This window comes from Thermodesulfobacteriota bacterium (genome assembly GCA_036397855.1).
In the GTDB taxonomy this organism is placed as follows: Bacteria; Desulfobacterota_D; UBA1144; order Nemesobacterales; family CSP1-2; genus DASWID01.
The window spans coordinates 1-15,201 of sequence record DASWID010000132.1; the positions used below are offsets into that span (position 1 = coordinate 1).

16 protein-coding genes and 1 pseudogene are annotated in these 15,201 nt (G+C 45.5%); 9 read left to right on the forward strand and 8 right to left on the reverse strand.

The window, feature by feature from the left end; all coding sequences use genetic code 11:
* The 3 genes from VGA95_10765 to VGA95_10775 form a co-directional block, all read left to right on the forward strand.
* Nucleotides 1–488 (forward strand): antitoxin Xre/MbcA/ParS toxin-binding domain-containing protein (locus VGA95_10765; GenBank protein HEX9667020.1); only part of this gene is annotated, 488 nt, incomplete at its 5' end.
* Between the two features lie 6 nt (nt 489–494).
* Complete coding sequence (locus VGA95_10770; GenBank protein HEX9667021.1) at nt 495–965, forward strand: RES family NAD+ phosphorylase; 471 nt, start codon at nt 495–497, stop codon at nt 963–965.
* A gap of 302 nt (nt 966–1,267) precedes the next feature.
* On the forward strand, nt 1,268–1,573 hold the full coding sequence (locus tag VGA95_10775) for a hypothetical protein (protein HEX9667022.1): 306 nt from the start codon (nt 1,268–1,270) through the stop codon (nt 1,571–1,573).
* A gap of 221 nt (nt 1,574–1,794) precedes the next feature.
* Here VGA95_10775 and VGA95_10780 read toward each other — a convergent pair whose 3' ends face one another.
* Nucleotides 1,795–1,959, reverse strand: coding sequence for a topoisomerase DNA-binding C4 zinc finger domain-containing protein (locus VGA95_10780; GenBank protein ID HEX9667023.1), 165 nt, complete (start codon nt 1,957–1,959; stop codon nt 1,795–1,797).
* A gap of 161 nt (nt 1,960–2,120) precedes the next feature.
* Here VGA95_10780 and VGA95_10785 point away from each other — a divergent pair, with 161 nt between their 5' ends.
* From VGA95_10785 to VGA95_10810, 6 genes and pseudogenes are all read left to right on the forward strand, one after another.
* Entirely contained in the window at nt 2,121–2,402 is a 282-nt protein-coding gene (locus VGA95_10785; GenBank protein HEX9667024.1) for a glycogen/starch/alpha-glucan phosphorylase, read from the forward strand.
* Nucleotides 2,387–4,072 carry a phosphoglucomutase (alpha-D-glucose-1,6-bisphosphate-dependent) gene (gene pgm / locus VGA95_10790; GenBank protein ID HEX9667025.1) on the forward strand — a complete coding sequence of 562 codons (1,686 nt, stop codon included), beginning with the start codon at nt 2,387–2,389 and terminating at the stop codon, nt 4,070–4,072. Before VGA95_10785 ends, pgm begins: the two co-directional genes overlap by 16 nt.
* Nucleotides 4,073–4,256: 184 nt before the next feature.
* Nucleotides 4,257–4,532 carry a hypothetical protein gene (locus VGA95_10795; protein HEX9667026.1) on the forward strand — a complete coding sequence of 92 codons (276 nt, stop codon included), beginning with the start codon at nt 4,257–4,259 and terminating at the stop codon, nt 4,530–4,532.
* Nucleotides 4,459–5,475 carry a decarboxylating 6-phosphogluconate dehydrogenase gene (gene gnd, locus VGA95_10800; GenBank protein HEX9667027.1) on the forward strand — a complete coding sequence of 339 codons (1,017 nt, stop codon included), beginning with the start codon at nt 4,459–4,461 and terminating at the stop codon, nt 5,473–5,475. The genes VGA95_10795 and gnd overlap by 74 nt, the downstream gene beginning before the upstream one ends.
* Before the next feature lie 9 nt (nt 5,476–5,484).
* Nucleotides 5,485–5,667: pseudogene (locus tag VGA95_10805) on the forward strand (glucose-6-phosphate dehydrogenase).
* A gap of 634 nt (nt 5,668–6,301) precedes the next feature.
* Entirely contained in the window at nt 6,302–7,171 is an 870-nt protein-coding gene (locus tag VGA95_10810) for a transposase (protein ID HEX9667028.1), read from the forward strand.
* Between the two features lie 107 nt (nt 7,172–7,278).
* On the opposite strand, the gene VGA95_10815 is transcribed toward VGA95_10810, so the two are convergent.
* From VGA95_10815 to VGA95_10845, 7 genes are all read right to left on the reverse strand, one after another.
* Nucleotides 7,279–7,443 (reverse strand): PhzF family phenazine biosynthesis protein, encoded by a 165-nt coding sequence (locus tag VGA95_10815; GenBank protein ID HEX9667029.1) that lies wholly within the window; start codon nt 7,441–7,443, stop codon nt 7,279–7,281.
* Between the two features lie 40 nt (nt 7,444–7,483).
* Complete coding sequence (locus VGA95_10820; GenBank protein HEX9667030.1) at nt 7,484–8,686, reverse strand: VWA domain-containing protein; 1,203 nt, start codon at nt 8,684–8,686, stop codon at nt 7,484–7,486.
* A gap of 300 nt (nt 8,687–8,986) precedes the next feature.
* Complete coding sequence (locus VGA95_10825) at nt 8,987–9,823, reverse strand: MoxR family ATPase (protein ID HEX9667031.1); 837 nt, start codon at nt 9,821–9,823, stop codon at nt 8,987–8,989.
* A 513-nt stretch (nt 9,824–10,336) separates the two neighbouring features.
* Nucleotides 10,337–10,801 (reverse strand): HIT family protein, encoded by a 465-nt coding sequence (locus VGA95_10830; GenBank protein ID HEX9667032.1) that lies wholly within the window; start codon nt 10,799–10,801, stop codon nt 10,337–10,339.
* A gap of 133 nt (nt 10,802–10,934) precedes the next feature.
* On the reverse strand, nt 10,935–11,819 hold the full coding sequence (gene purU, locus VGA95_10835) for a formyltetrahydrofolate deformylase (protein ID HEX9667033.1): 885 nt from the start codon (nt 11,817–11,819) through the stop codon (nt 10,935–10,937).
* Nucleotides 11,820–12,045: 226 nt separating this feature from the next.
* Nucleotides 12,046–13,923, reverse strand: coding sequence for a radical SAM protein (locus tag VGA95_10840; protein HEX9667034.1), 1,878 nt, complete (start codon nt 13,921–13,923; stop codon nt 12,046–12,048).
* A gap of 687 nt (nt 13,924–14,610) precedes the next feature.
* The gene (locus VGA95_10845; protein ID HEX9667035.1) at nt 14,611–15,099 is read right to left on the reverse strand and encodes a GNAT family N-acetyltransferase; all 489 of its coding nucleotides are present in this window, start codon (nt 15,097–15,099) and stop codon (nt 14,611–14,613) included.
* Nucleotides 15,100–15,201: the final 102 nt, after the last annotated feature.

Below are 15,201 nucleotides of genomic sequence, written 5' to 3' on the forward strand. Positions count from 1 at the left end.
GACAATTGACGGTATATTTACGACAAATGGCATTTAGATTTTTTAGGGGGTTAAAAATGAGAGTTTCGGGTATTACAAAAGTCTTGGGTGGCGAGAAGGTTCTGAGGAAGAGAATTCGTAATCGGATGGACATGATTGAACTAAGCAAAAGAGGGATTTCCAAAAATGCGCTGGCCCATCTCGCAAATTTCTTATCCTTTACATTGAGTCAAATGGCTGACCTTCTTCCGGTTAGTGAGCGCACTATACAAAGATACTCATCCGAAGATAAATTCAATAGCATTGTTTCAGAGCAAATTTTACAGATTGCTGAAGTGGCAGCCAAGGGGAAAGAGGTATTTGAGGATAAAAATAAGTTCCTATCCTGGATGAACCATCCCAGTAAACCTCTTGATAACAGAACACCAGCGAGCTTGCTAAGCTCAAGGTTCGGAGTGGAAATGGTGCTTGATGAACTGGGTCGAATTGAGCACGGCGTTTTCTCTTGATGCTTGATGATCGTTTATCGTATTGCTAAGACTCGCCATATTAGTGATCTGTCTGGTATCGGTGCAAGACTGTATGGAGGAAGGTGGAATAATAAGGGTATAGGCATAGTATACGCTTCTGAAAACAGGTCGTTAGCAACTGTAGAGTATTTGGTACACGTGCCCATATCAATCATTCCAGGCGATCTCAGCATTGCTTCAATTAAAATACCCGATTTGATAAAGCCAAAAGATATTCTGCCCTGCAATTTACCTAATAACTGGAGGGATTACCCACCGCCTTCAGAACTGGCTGAAATAGGTACAAAATGGGCATTATCGAATGAAACCCTGTCGCTTCGTGTTCCTTCCGCGGTTGTCGAAAATGAATTTAATATTCTAATCAATCCTGCGCATGCAGATATTAAACGTGTTACTATCTCAAAAATTGAAGAATTTCGATTTGACTCACGCTTGGTGTGGCCAAAGGATAAATAGAATACATAGGGTTAAAAGAGGCTTATGGGTGTTACGGGGTTCGCCCTTCCAAAGAAATGGTCGGTAAAAGGGGAAGTTTTTTGACAAGAGCTTTTCTTTTGAGAGATAATGCGAACAGGAATAGCCTTTGTAAACAAATTGGGTAAAGCAACAACTACACATTATGTTAATATCTCTGTGATTATACGTCCTAATAGTCGTGTAACATTACATCATTTCGGAGGCCTACTACTCGTTGGGTCGCCTCGGGAAAATAGTACGGGAACCAAGATTCTAGCATAGATAAAAAAGGAGGACTTTTTATGGCAACAAGGACAATATATGGTCAAGTCGAGTCTAACGGGAACGTGCTGGAGGGAGCGGTTTTTCAAAGTGCTAGAGTTAGCGCTGGTGTGTATACGATCGAGTTTAGCCAGGATTTTACAAGTGTTCCTGCGGTAAATATAACGCCCATTGGATTCGATAATAACGCTTATAATATAAGGCACGTGTTTATAAAGGCACCGAGCAGCGGGGGGGTATCGTGTATTTCTTCAACACATCTTCGCCGCCTGCACCCCAGGACAGCAGATTCAATTTCATTGCGATCGGAGAAGATTAGCACCTGATTTCTTTTATTCGCAAGCATCCATGCAGCGCCCGTTCTCCAAACGGGCATTTTGGACTGGTGAGGCATCAGTCCCTACATGTTTTGAATTACTGATAGTGTATTCGATGACCATGACATGTTCTATTAACAACCCCCAACTCCGGCAGGTCAGGATCTCGAGAAAGTGGCTTCTGTGTTTTAATGCAAGCTCTCACTTTTGCTAAGCGGTCTAAATATTGATTAATCCTCATACGTTTGAATAACCTTGCATTTTGGAAAATTTGAACAGCCCCAAAACTTATTACCTGCATGTTTACCAGTTTTCGCCACACGAATGACTAGACAGCCTCCGCATTCAGGGCAAATTCCCCGATTCCGGCCTGGAACACCCTCGTGAGCACTCACAGATATTACGGATTCCTCGTAATATCTCCTAAATTGCAGTGATACGAATTATTACTTGTAGGAACTCCAATTATCAGCAGACCCGATGGCTTGACATGACGCTCCTCTTTGTGACAAAATAGAAAAGTAAAAGCCTGCGTGCATTAAATCTGATAAATACTATGAGGGACACAAAGACCAAGGCGATACCCCTGGCTTCAACGGTATCTAAAGAACTAGCGAAAATCGTCACTCAATACGGGTGCGGCCCGAAGCAGTTGGCTGGCACGGACAACGCGTTCTACGAGCGGCACCTCGTCTTCGACAACGTGATCGATCCGACCGGGGCCAGTCCGCGGAAGGCCGTAGTGAATGTGGCAGGCTGTGGGAAGTTTTCCAGAGATCGCACCATCGCCGAGTACGCCGCCGGGATCTGGAAGGTGGAACCATGCCCAGTGCCGTAGTGAGTGAACTGAAAAACAACGTAATGATCTCACCGCTCGCAGGCCAGCCGGCCCCCAAGGAGATGCTGGTGGATCTCGCTCGCCTCGAACGGGAGTATTTTGAACGTCGGCCCGACCTCAGTGACCCAAACCAGATGGTAAGCTTCGGAACCAGCGGACACCGAGGCTCGTCCCTGCGTGGCACGTTCACCGAGGCCCACATCTTGGCCATCACCCAGGCCATCTGCGACTACCGTCGAAGTCAGGGCACTGACGGTCCCATCTACATGGGCAAGGACACGCACGCGCTGTCCGCACCGGCCCAATGCACAGCGCTCGAGGTTCTGGCGGCCAACAACGTGGAGACCCTTATCCAGCGAGACGACGGAGTGACTCCAACCCCCGTCATATCGCGTGCCATCCTTGTGCACAACCGTGGCCGCAAGACGCACCTAGCGGACGGCATCATCATGACTCCGTCGCACAACCCTCCGGAGGATGGCGGCTTCAAGTACAACCCGACCAACGGCGGCCCCGCCGACACCGACGTGACGCGGTGGGTTGAGGACCGGGCAAACGAACTGTTGCGTAGGGGCAATGCCGGCGTAAGGCGGGTGCCGTTTGCTGCGGCCATCAAGGCGGACACCACGCATGAGGAAGACTTCGTTCTCCCCTACGTCGACGACTTGCGGAACGTCATCGACATGGAGGCCATCAGTGCCGCCAGCCTCAAGCTGGGCGTGGATCCGCTTGGCGGGGCCGCTAGGCCCTACTGGGAGCCGATCAACTCCATGTACCGACTCGACATCACCGTCGTAAACCCGGCTATCGACCCGACCTTCTCGTTCATGACTGTCGACCACGACGGCGAGATCCGCATGGACTGCTCCAGCCGGTATGCCATGGTCCGACTCGTCGGCCTCAAAGACCAGTACCGCGTCGCCTTCGCCAACGACCCGGACTCGGACCGGCACGGAATCGTCACCCCCGCCGCAGGGTTGATGAACCCGAACCACTACCTGGCCGTAGCCATCCGCTACCTGCTGACGCACCGACCACACTGGCCGGCCCGGGCCCTTGTTGGCAAGACGCTAGTCAGCAGTAGCATGATCGACAGGGTCGTGCAAAAGCTTGGCCGCCACGTGTCCGAAGTTCCGGTGGGCTTCAAGTGGTTCGTGCCGGGACTCTTCGACGGGTCGTATTGCTTCGCTGGCGAGGAGAGTGCAGGGGCGAGCTTCCTGCGGTACGACCGCACCGTGTGGACCACCGACAAGGACGGTCTGATCATGGACCTGCTTGCCGCCGAGATCACCGCCAGAACGGGTAGGGACCCGGGCGAGCACTACGGCGATCTGACGGCGGAGTTCGGCACGCCGTGCTACGCGCGCATCGACGCGCCGGCGACACCTGAGCAGATGGCAAGGCTTGAAAAGCTGTCGCCCGAGGACGTCAGGGAGTCGAACCTGGCTGGCGAGGCAATCACAGCCAAGCTGACCCGCGCCCCGGGCAATAACGCCCCCATCGGTGGCCTAAAAGTCGTAACCGCCAGCGGCTGGTTTGCGGCCCGCCCCTCCGGCACAGAAAACATCTACAAAATTTACGCGGAAAGCTTCAAGGACCAGGATCACCTCAACGCCATTGTGAGCGAGGCAAAACAGATCGTGAGCGACGCACTGGAGGCCGTATCGTGATACCACCAGTCCCAGTAGTCTTACTGGTCGATCCGGACCACGAGTTGCGCGAAAACGACCATCTCACAAACTACTCAATCACCACTTCAAGCGTGAGCTTGCAGGTGCCGCGCTTGGGGTACGGGGAGAAAATTGGCGGAATCCATGGCGCCTGCATCAAGGACGACAACAAGGTCTGCAACTGTTGGATGACGCCGACTGGAGTCCCGAAGTTCATGGGCTCCCCAGTGAGCCGTGCGAAATTCCGGAAGCTGCCGAATGTTTCGCGGGCCAAGAACATTACGTGGGAGGTTGCTACAGCCATGAAGCGGCTGCGAGCTGGCACAGACTAAGCAGTGAACTAGACTCAAAGAATATAACATGCTGTTCTAAAAAAGGAGGTAATTATGCAACTCGGAATGATTGGTCTTGGAAGGATGGGGGGAAACATGGTGCGACGGCTTCTCAAGGGAGGCCATAGGTGTGTGGTCTTTGACAGGGGGCCGAAAGCGGTGAAGGAATTAGGCCAGGAGGGGGCAGTGGGAACCTCATCGCTCCAGGATCTCGTTAGGAAGCTCGAGAAGCCACGGGCGGTCTGGTTAATGATACCGGCGGCAGTCGTGGACAATGCCATCGGCGACCTCCTGCCTCGTCTCGAGGAAGGAGACATCCTCATCGACGGTGGAAATTCTTATTACGTGGACGACATCCGGCGCGCGAAGAAACTCGCGCCGAAGGGAATCCACTACGTGGACGTGGGGACAAGCGGCGGTGTCTGGGGCCTGGAACGCGGTTACTGCATGATGATTGGTGGCGAGCAGGAAGTTGTCAAGCATCTCGATTCAATTTTCGCAACCCTGGCGCCAGGGCTAGGCGACATACCGCGCACCCCGGGACGAGAGAAGGTCGGCGGCACCGCGGAGCAGGGTTATCTTCACTGCGGTCCGAACGGCGCTGGCCACTTTGTGAAGATGGTGCACAACGGCATCGAGTACGGCATCATGGCGGCCTACGCAGAGGGGCTGGGCATTCTTCGCGCCGCCAATGTGGGTAAGCAGAAGCATGAGATCGACGCCGAGACGACCCCATTGCGCGACCCCGAGCACTACCAGTACGACCTCAATCTACCTGACGTCGCGGAGGTGTGGCGCCGCGGTAGCGTGATCGCCTCGTGGCTGCTTGACCTGACGGCGACTGCTCTGCTTCAGGACCCGGATCTTTCGGGCTTCGCGGGGCGAGTCTCAGACTCCGGCGAGGGACGGTGGACGATCAAGGCCGCAATCGACGAGGCCGTGCCGGTGCCTGTTCTTGCCACGGCGCTCTATGAGCGATTCAGCTCGCGCGGCGAAGCAGATTTCCAGAACAAACTGCTGTCGGCCATGCGTTACGAGTTCGGTGGACACCTGGAAAAATCAAAGAAATAAGGAGAAATCATGAACGGGTTGCATTCAGATGCCCTTGTCTTCTTCGGTGCAACAGGCGACCTGGCCTACAAGAAAATCTTTCCGGCGCTGCATGCGATGTTGAAACCCGGCCACCTCAACGTGCCGGTCATCGGCGTGGCAAGGTCTGACTGGAACCTCGACCAACTCCGCGCCCGGGCTCGCGACAACATTGCGAAGAAAAGTTGTTGAAGACCAGCACCCCGGTCTATGACTATGAGCCGAATAACTGGGGCTCAGAGGAGATTGATCAGACAGTTTCACCTACCAGAGGCTGGCAAAACCCGACAGTTACAGGCTAGGCGCTGCCATAAAGATTCAAGTACTTGCCCTTGCCCAAATAAATGGTGGACCGACCCTATTAATTTCATTTCTTAGGGAGATGTCGAAATTCAAAGATTAATTGAGAGCAATATATAACGTTTATTTTGTTTAATGCAGACGTACGACCCTGTTTTATTTGAATTGAATTTATCGCGATTTAAGGTTGGATTCACATGTAGAATTTTGGCATGATCATGTAGTGCCTGTTCCCCGAACGGGCAGCATATTAGGTGTGATGGGGGTATCAGTCCATAGATGTTTTTCAAAGATATATACGTTCAAATCGACGTACAAATCTTGTCCTAAGCAGAACCTTAACAAACTCGAAAGCACACAACTGGAAAAAAATAAGCTCGTCCATTACTGAAGCCCTGACCCCTATTTAGCCTTAACACTACTTATCTCGATTATTGCACCGGACACGCTGTACCCTAAATCTGATTTGGGAGAAATCTTCGGGGTCTAACCTTGAAATAATCGATTTATGCAATATACTTTAGTTATGGCACGACCAATACGCATCGAATACCCTGGCGCTGTTTACTACATCACCAGCAGAGGTAATGCAAACCGACCTATCTTTAAAGATGAACAAGACCGGAAAGACTTTCTTGAATTGTTGGGTCTTTTGGTTGATCGTTTCAAATGGCGCTGTCACGCTTACTGCTTGATGAATAATCATTACCATCTTTTAATTGAAACACCAAAGGGCAATCTCTCGCAAGGAATGCGTCAATTAAATGGTATATACACTCAGAATTTTAATCGGAGGCATCGACGAGCGGGTCATGTCTTTCAGGGAAGGTTTAAGGGTATTCTAATCGACAAGAAAAATTATCTCCTTGATCTCGCCACCCACGTGGTCGTGAATCCAGTTCGCCTGAGAGTGGTGAAATCGCCCGGCAATTACAAATGGAGCAGTTACAAAGCAACCGCCGGTATTGTAAACGCACCTTCATTTTTAACTAACGAGTGGATACTCTCGCAGTTTGGAAAGCAATTGAAGACCGCACATGAGAAATACAAATCCCATGTTAAGCAGGCGATTAAAAAGCCTAAGCCGTGGGATAGAGTAAGAAGACAGATCCTTCTCGGGGATGAAAAATTCGTATCCGATTTTGAGCCTTACCTTGAGGGAGTAAAGAAAAAAGAGAAATTGACACAGAAAGAGAAAGTCGCAGAACGTCCCCCATTGAGGAAATTATTCGACAAAGTTGGTAGTAAGTCCAAGAACGCCAGGGACCGTGTTATACGAAATGCTCATTTGAGATATGGATATACACTAGCAGATATTGGTAAGGTTCTTGGACTACACTATAGTACAATCAGCAAGATAGTAAATGAAACAAAATAACCATTTATTTCCCAACATAAACGAAAAAATCTTAATTGTTAAGGTGCAATGTTACCGTGTGGATAAGCCCAATCATCGCAAGCCCCGGCCCCATAACATTAAGTGACTTAACCCTGCTTTAGTAAAAATGCAGTCTCTGCGAAATTTAACTCTCTCGCAACATTCTGCAACCACTTATCATTTTTGGGCTCAGATAAAATGCAGACTCCTGCGGGATTTCCTGAGAACAGTTTGTCTGTAAACGCATTAACCTGAAAAATAGGCAAGACCATTTCAATTCATCTACTAACATGAAAAGGAAAACATAAATACTCAATTGATTTGGACGGTTCGGGATTTAGTTTTCAAAACCTTAATCGCATCCTGAATCCCGGCTAGTGTGAGAGGATACATTCGGTTCTCCATAAACTCCCTTAGCATTTGAATAGATTGCGTATATCTCCAATAGTCCACCGGGACAGGGTTTAGCCAGACCATGTGGGGATATTGATTTTTAAGCCTTGTCAACCAGGTAACGCCGGCCTCATCATTGTTATGCTCAACGCTTCCATTTGTATACATTAACTCATATGGCGACATGGATGCATCCCCTACCAAAATGACTTTATAATCACTGTTGTATTTATGCAGAACCTCAAAGGTGGGGATTCTCTCATCCCAGCGCCTGGCATTATCTCTCCAGACAGATTCATATAAACAATTATGAAAATAGAAATACTCCAGGTGCTTGAATTCGTATTTTGCTGCTGAGAACAGCTGTGCGCAAATCTCAATGTGATCATCCATTGAACCGCCGACATCGAGAAATAATAAAACCTTTACATTGTTCTTTCGGGATGGGATCATCTCCAATTCAAGCACACCTGCATTTTTAGAAGTTTTTTCAATGGTTTTATCCAGATCAAGCTCCTCTTCCCTGCCCTCCCGTGTGAGTAAACGCAATTTTTTTAGAGCCATCTTCATATTTCGCGTACTGAGCTCAACGCTGTCATCGAGGTTTTTGAACTCTCTTTTATCCCAAACCTTCACTGCACGACGGTTCCTGCTTTCAGTCTGTCCGATTCTGATGCCTTCGGGGTTATATCCATAAGCCCCAAAAGGAGACGTCCCACCCGTTCCAATCCATTTGCTCCCGCCTGCATGCCTCTTTTTCTGCTCGTTCATAAGCTCCTTAAGACGCTCCATCAATTTATCCAACCCACCCATTGCTTTGATCAATGCCATGTCTTCCTCGGTCAATATCCTCTCCATACCCCTTCTAAGCCATTCTTCGGGGATCTTCATAAATTGCTCGTTGTCAATGGTCTCTATTCCCCGGAAATACCTTCCGAATAGTACATCGAAACGATCTATATGCTGTTCGTGTTTGATTAAGACAGAACGACTTAGGTAATAAAAGTCATCTACGTTATATTCCGCTATTTCCCGCCCTAGGGCTTCGAGCAGGGTTAGGTATTCATTTATTGTAACCGGCAAGCCGTCGTTCTTCAGCAGTAGGAAAAAGTCTAAAAACATAATCTTAAACCAATAGATCTCCTCAGGTTATTACAGACTCTCTGCTGACATTTCTTGTACGTTCGCTTCACCGAGTATAGTCTTCGGGAACTAATCGACTTCCCATTATCTGCCATTGCGAACACATTCGATTTACTCAGTGCTGGCTCCGTGAAGCAATCTCCTTTTTGGGATTGCTTCGTCCCCTTCGATGCAACTCAGGGTTCCGCCTAATGACACTTACTAATTCCTAACAATATTGATGATGCAACGTAACCCCACAGACGGAGTTGCATTCGAATCCGATTCTCCAAATCAAATCTACCTTCTAAACCGATATTTTAAACCTTCAACAAGTTCATGATCTTTCTCATTCTTGAGTAGGGAACCGGAATAGGGTGGCCTTTCCTTGGTTAGATCAATAGATGACAACTCCTTTGATGTAATTTTCCCGAAGATTAGTAACTTCAACCAGTCAATCAGTTCACTTGTGGATGGCCTTTTCTTTAATCCTGGGATTTCTCTCATGTCATAAAAAAGCTTTAGGGCGCTATCGATCAATTTATTTTCGAGACCGGGATAATGAACATTTACTATAGCTGTTAAAGTTTCTTTGTCTGGAAAACTAATATAATGGAAAAAGCACCTCCTTAGAAAAGCATCGGGAAGTTCCTTTTCATTATTCGACGTTATTACAATAATAGGCCGGTGCGTGGCTACTACCGTGAGTTGCAATTCATAACAATAAAATTCCATCCTGTCCAGCTCTAAAAGCAAATCATTTGGAAATTCTATGTCCGCCTTATCAATCTCATCAATCAATAAGACCACCTGGTCCTCGGCTTCAAACGCCTCCCAAAGTTTTCCCTTCTTTATATAGTTGGCGATGTATTCTACTCCCTCGTAACCCAATTGCGAGTCTCGCAGCCTCGATACAGCGTCATATTCATAAAGGCCCTGCTGGGCGGTTGAAGTCGATTTTATATGCCATGTAATGAGATTCTTATTTAATGACTTTGCAATCTCAAACGCTAAAAGTGTCTTGCCCGTACCCGGCTCACCCTTGATTAATAACGGTCTCTGCAGTGTTATAGCAGCATTCACCGCCAAATCCAATTCCCTGGTTGAAATGTATGTATCAGTACCCTGAAATTTCATCTAAGCGCAATCCTCTTTGTTTTAGAAGTATTTTTTCAATAAAACCGACATGAATATTTTTGAAAAGATAAATTATACTTCGGATATAACTATAATCAAACATCGGACTCTGATCATGTCGGGAATATAGACGCAAAATTTTGCGTCTCTACAATAAAAAAGAGAAACATCCATCGATTAACCCTTCGACCTTGCACAGGGTCGGGATGCACGGGTAAAAACGCTAAACCCAACACGATAGGCGGGACATTCTTGTCCCGCATTCTAATGGAATAATTTTCTCCAGATCCGGGGTTGGAAAACCCCGGCCCATCCTTCGACAGAGCTCAGGATGCACGGATTATTTGAATCGTTCACACTGAGCCTGTCAAATCAAAAGGGACGGTGCTCCTAAGGGGCGCTACATTAACGTAGGAGCGGTTTCCAGCCGCGAAATTAATCGCACGAGGGATGGTGCTCCTACATAATTAGTATTCACTAGAACGACAAGGTAGGAGCAGCTTCTAGCTGCGATTATTTATCCAAAAGCATAGATATAGTCTGTGAGATTATCCTTTGGACCTCGGTTTTATGTTCCTCACTCGAATACTTTTGCCGTGGCCAGAAAAAACCTTTTAATCCGTCACCCTTATTTCGGGGAACAATGTGAACGTGAAGGTGGGGGATGCTTTGGCTTACACGATTATTCATGGCTATGAATGTACCCTGAGATTCCATGGCTTGCTGAACTGCTTTAGAGACTAGCTGTAGATTAGAAAAAAATGCTTGAATCAAATCATTTGGAAGGTCAGCGATCGTGATGTAATGCTTTTTGGGCATGAGAAGAACATGTCCGGGGAAAAGGGGTCTGTGGTCAAGGATACCAATAGAGATTCTATCTTCAAAAACCCTGTAGGCCTCAAGCTCTTCCTTTGTAATTTTACAAAACTTACATTTTTCAGAAAATATGAGAGAATATTCTGGTTCATTTCGTTTCAAATCGTCCTCTATATAAAAACGAAAAATAGTTAACTATTACTTAACTATCATCCTTCGACTGAGCTCAGGATGATCAGGCTAAAAAAAATGGGGACAGTCCGTGAAGGTACAGTCCCCATTTTCTTCTCATTCTCTAGTTAAATACCAATGTACGGTTATCGTGAATCAGGATCTTTCGTTCCAGGTGGTAAGAGATCGCCCGTGAGAGAACTAGCTTTTCAAGGTCACGCCCCTTTCTGATCATATCTTCAACCGAGTCTTTGTGACTGACTCGGACAACATCCTGTTCTATGATCGGACCTGCATCCAAATCAGCGGTTACATAATGGCTGGTAGCTCCGATAATCTTTACCCCACGTTCGTGGGCCGAGTGATAAGGCTTAGCACCGGGGAACGCAGGCAGAAATGAATGATGGATATTGATTATTCGATTCTCGAATTTTGATACGAAATTCTCAGTTAATATCTGCATATATCGAGCAAGAACGATAAAGTCAATCTTATACTTTTTTAAAGCCTTCAGTTGTTTTTCTTCCTGTTCACGCTTGGTTTCTTTGTCGATCGGAAATACATGATAATCGATGCCAAAATTATTAGCGACCGATTCCAGGTCGGGATGGTTACTTATGATCAGAGGCACCTCAACATCCCACTCATTTGACTCACATCTTGATAAAATATCATACAAACAGTGTGGAAGGTTAGATACAAATATAGCCATGCGTGGCGTGTCATCTGAGAAATAAAGCCTCCACTTCATTTCAAACCTTTGCGCAACCAGGGTATCGAAATATTCTCCGATTTTTTCTTTCGGAATAGAAAAACCCCCAAGGTCCCACTCGACCCTCATGAAAAAAAATTGCTTCTGAGAATCGACATGTTGATCGAGGGTGAGAATATTACCGTTATTTTTAAATACAAATTCCGTCACCGACGCAACAAGCCCTTTTCTATCTCGACAATGAATCAAAAGTATAACGGAATGAGGTTTATTAATTTCCTTATTTAAGTTTGACATAGAGCTTCGTCACTAACTCGTTATTCTCATATAAACAAATACGTGACGCTCATAACTCAATAACAAGTTTATACAAGAATCTTAATCTGAATGGGCTAAAGAACGAAGCAAGAAAAATACCTAAAAATAGAATTCATTAAAAACGTATAATGTTAAAGGGTCTAATTTTAATATGATTTTCCAAGGCACTTAGCGCTTGGAATCGATCTCCATAGCTCACTATTTGTCATTTATTTTCCAACACCAGGTTAAATATTGAAGAATCTATCTCTACCTTATGTCTAAATTTTTCATGAACAGCTATATTAATCCTGTCCCCGTAACGTGAAAGTTGATTCAAGAGGTTTTGTAAATGTTGACGCTGCGTTTCATGGAACTCTTCAATGTTTAGAGTAATTGATGAAGATGTGTTTTTTAGAAACTTTTCAAGGTGAGGTGCGGCTCCTACAAAGAAATCACTATCCATCAAGCCTTTTATCGAAATTGAAAGGTTAGAAGCGGCATTTCTCACCCGCTTCAACGATACTTCAAGAACACCACGGGTAAGATAACCTTGAAATGCATTTTCCAGTGCGCCTTTATAATTATCTGTTAAACTATGGGCCTTCTCAAATTCTTTGACAAAATGGCGATCTATATAATCTCTCATGCTAATTCCTATTACCCAATCCTGGATAACTATAGGAAATTGATTGGGTTTAGCGAATGGAAATGATCGAATGAAATGATAAACTCGAGATAAACCACCTGCCATAAGGCCTCGTATAGTAAACTTAACTAAGCAACCCAGCTGGGTTCTGAGTGGATATTGATTTCTGTATAATGGATCTTTGAGGAAACGGGTTTTATTCTTAATCTTATCAGCTATGGAACGATCATCCAACAATCGATAAAAAAGGTCGTGGTAACCATTAACCAATTCATCATAACTCATGCCTTTAGGAATAACATTCGTACCGAGCTTCGTGTGATCAATGTTTTTTGATTCATGAATAAGTCTTCCATCTTTCTCTAGCCTCTCGTATAGTGGAGTCTTAGGAATCGCCACTAAGAGACCAACCATAGAAGATTGAATTCCTGATTTAGTTATAAAGTTATACTGCAGATCGAACGTCTTAGTTGTATCGTTATCAAATCCAATGATAAATCCTGCAAGAACCTCTATTCCATATGAGTATATTTTCCTTACAGAGGTCAACATATCGGCACGAGTATTCTGGAATTTAAGGGTTTCCTTCAAGCTACCTTCATCCGGAGATTCAATGCCGGTAAAAACCCATCCAAAGTTAGCCTCACGAAAGAGTTTTAGAAGCTCATCATCCTGCGCAATATTTAAGGATACTTCCGTACCAAATAAAAACTTGTAGTCATGCTTTTCCTGGTAATCCCTTAAATAAGCCGTAAGCTTTGTAGCGACAGGTTTATTTCCAATGAAGTTGTCATCAACAAAGAATACATTTTTGACATTAAACTTCCTTAGCTCATCCAGCTCTCTTCCCACCTGTTCAAAAGACTTGGTCCTGGGCTTTCGCCCAAACATGATGATTATGTCACAGAATTCACACCTGAATGGACAGCCCCTTGAAAACTGCAAACTCACGGCTTGATATTTCTTCAATTTCAATAAATCGAACCTTGGTACAGGAGAATCCTCCAATGAAACCTCTCCAGTTTCATGGTACAACTTTTTCGGACTACCATTCTCAAAATCTTCACAAAACTGCTTCCAAATATACTCCGCTTCACCAGATATGACAGAATCAGCCAAGTTATCATATTCTTCGGGACATAATGAAGAATAACTTCCTCCGGCGACCACATAATGTCCCTGTTTTCTATAAAAGCTAAGCAATTCCTTCTGTCTACTGAATTGTATTGCCATCCCACACACCCCGATAATATCGGCATCCGGTTTAAGTGGTATCGTCTCAATATTTTCATCAACTATTTCAATTTCCCAATCGTGAGGGGTCAACGCAGCAACGGTCGCTAACCCTAGAGGGGGATTTATAGTCCTAATCCCCTTCGGCATAATATTGTCTACAGCCCATTTAAAGCTCCAAAAGCTTTCTGAAAACTTTGGATTTATAAGTAGTAATTTCATAGAATAATTTCTCCTCTTCTTTTACGATGGATCAACAAGATCTATCGCTTATGAATCAGTACATATTAGTACATTTCGTTAATAGAAGCAAATTCTAATTGAAGTCGTGGATGTATAAGCCAGACATTTCAGGGACAAGATCTTTAAAAGTGTTTTCTTCATTTAACATGCTTTCCTTTCTAACTTCTTTGTCTTGATACTGAATAGATCCTGACCTATCGTCAGGACATGGTTCAGCACAGGTACAAAGAAGCAACCCTTCGACATCGCTCAGTACAGGTCCTTCGACCCTTTGATGAAACTCAGGGCTTAGGACAAGGCTGCCCGAAATCCTCCTTAGTCCTCCTTTACAAAGGAGGAGATTAAAGTCCCTATCGTCTAAAGATGGATCTAGGGAGCATTGTCGGATTCAAGGCTCAGCGTCATCGGGTTTTAAATACTTTCTAACATTCGCCGATAGCCGAGGTTTTCTAACCTCGGATTTAAGGAGATTCACTCCATTACGATGCGGGACAAGAATGTCCCGCCTATCATGTCTATCATGTTGGGTCGAACATTTTTCTCCGTGCATCCTGAGTAGTGAGCCTTGAGCTTAGTCGAAAGGTCGAACTATCGAAGGATGGTGGACTCTGATCCTAGAATTCTCTTATCGCAGATTCGTAGAATCCAAACAGCTCAGGACTAATTTCAAGACCAGGGCTCCCTGTAATAATAAACAAAATTCGCTACCTGCGGTCTTTCCTTCCAACCCAGTTTCTTGTAAAATCCGTGCTTGTAAGAAGGTTTATCTCTTCCGTTTGTGACCATCAACCTCATACACCCTCGCTTCTTTCCTTCCTCAATTATCTTTTTTATCAGCAACTTCCCTGCGCCCTTTCCCCTGGCCATAGGACTAACAAAAACATCTGAAACGTAACCCTCAAGACCTCCTAACATAATAAAAGGAACCCAATGTACATTTGTAAAACCTAAGACCTTATCCTCCTCATCAACCGCTACTATAACCATATGGCCATCCTGATCTTTATTTGCATGCCGAATCAACTCTTCTATCGGCCTCGAAACCTCTTCAAGTCTCAACGCATTCCTCTTTTCAGACCAGCCTATTTCTCCTAGGATCCTCGCCATATCTTCTGAATCCTCAACTCTAGCTGCTCTTGTCTCAATTTTTGACATACTCAACCGGCCTCCTCCAAAGAAACCACCTAAGGGTGGCCCCACTTGGGCTATGTGTTAAGTTAATGATAAGCGTCAATTATATTCAAGGAGATTCGTAAT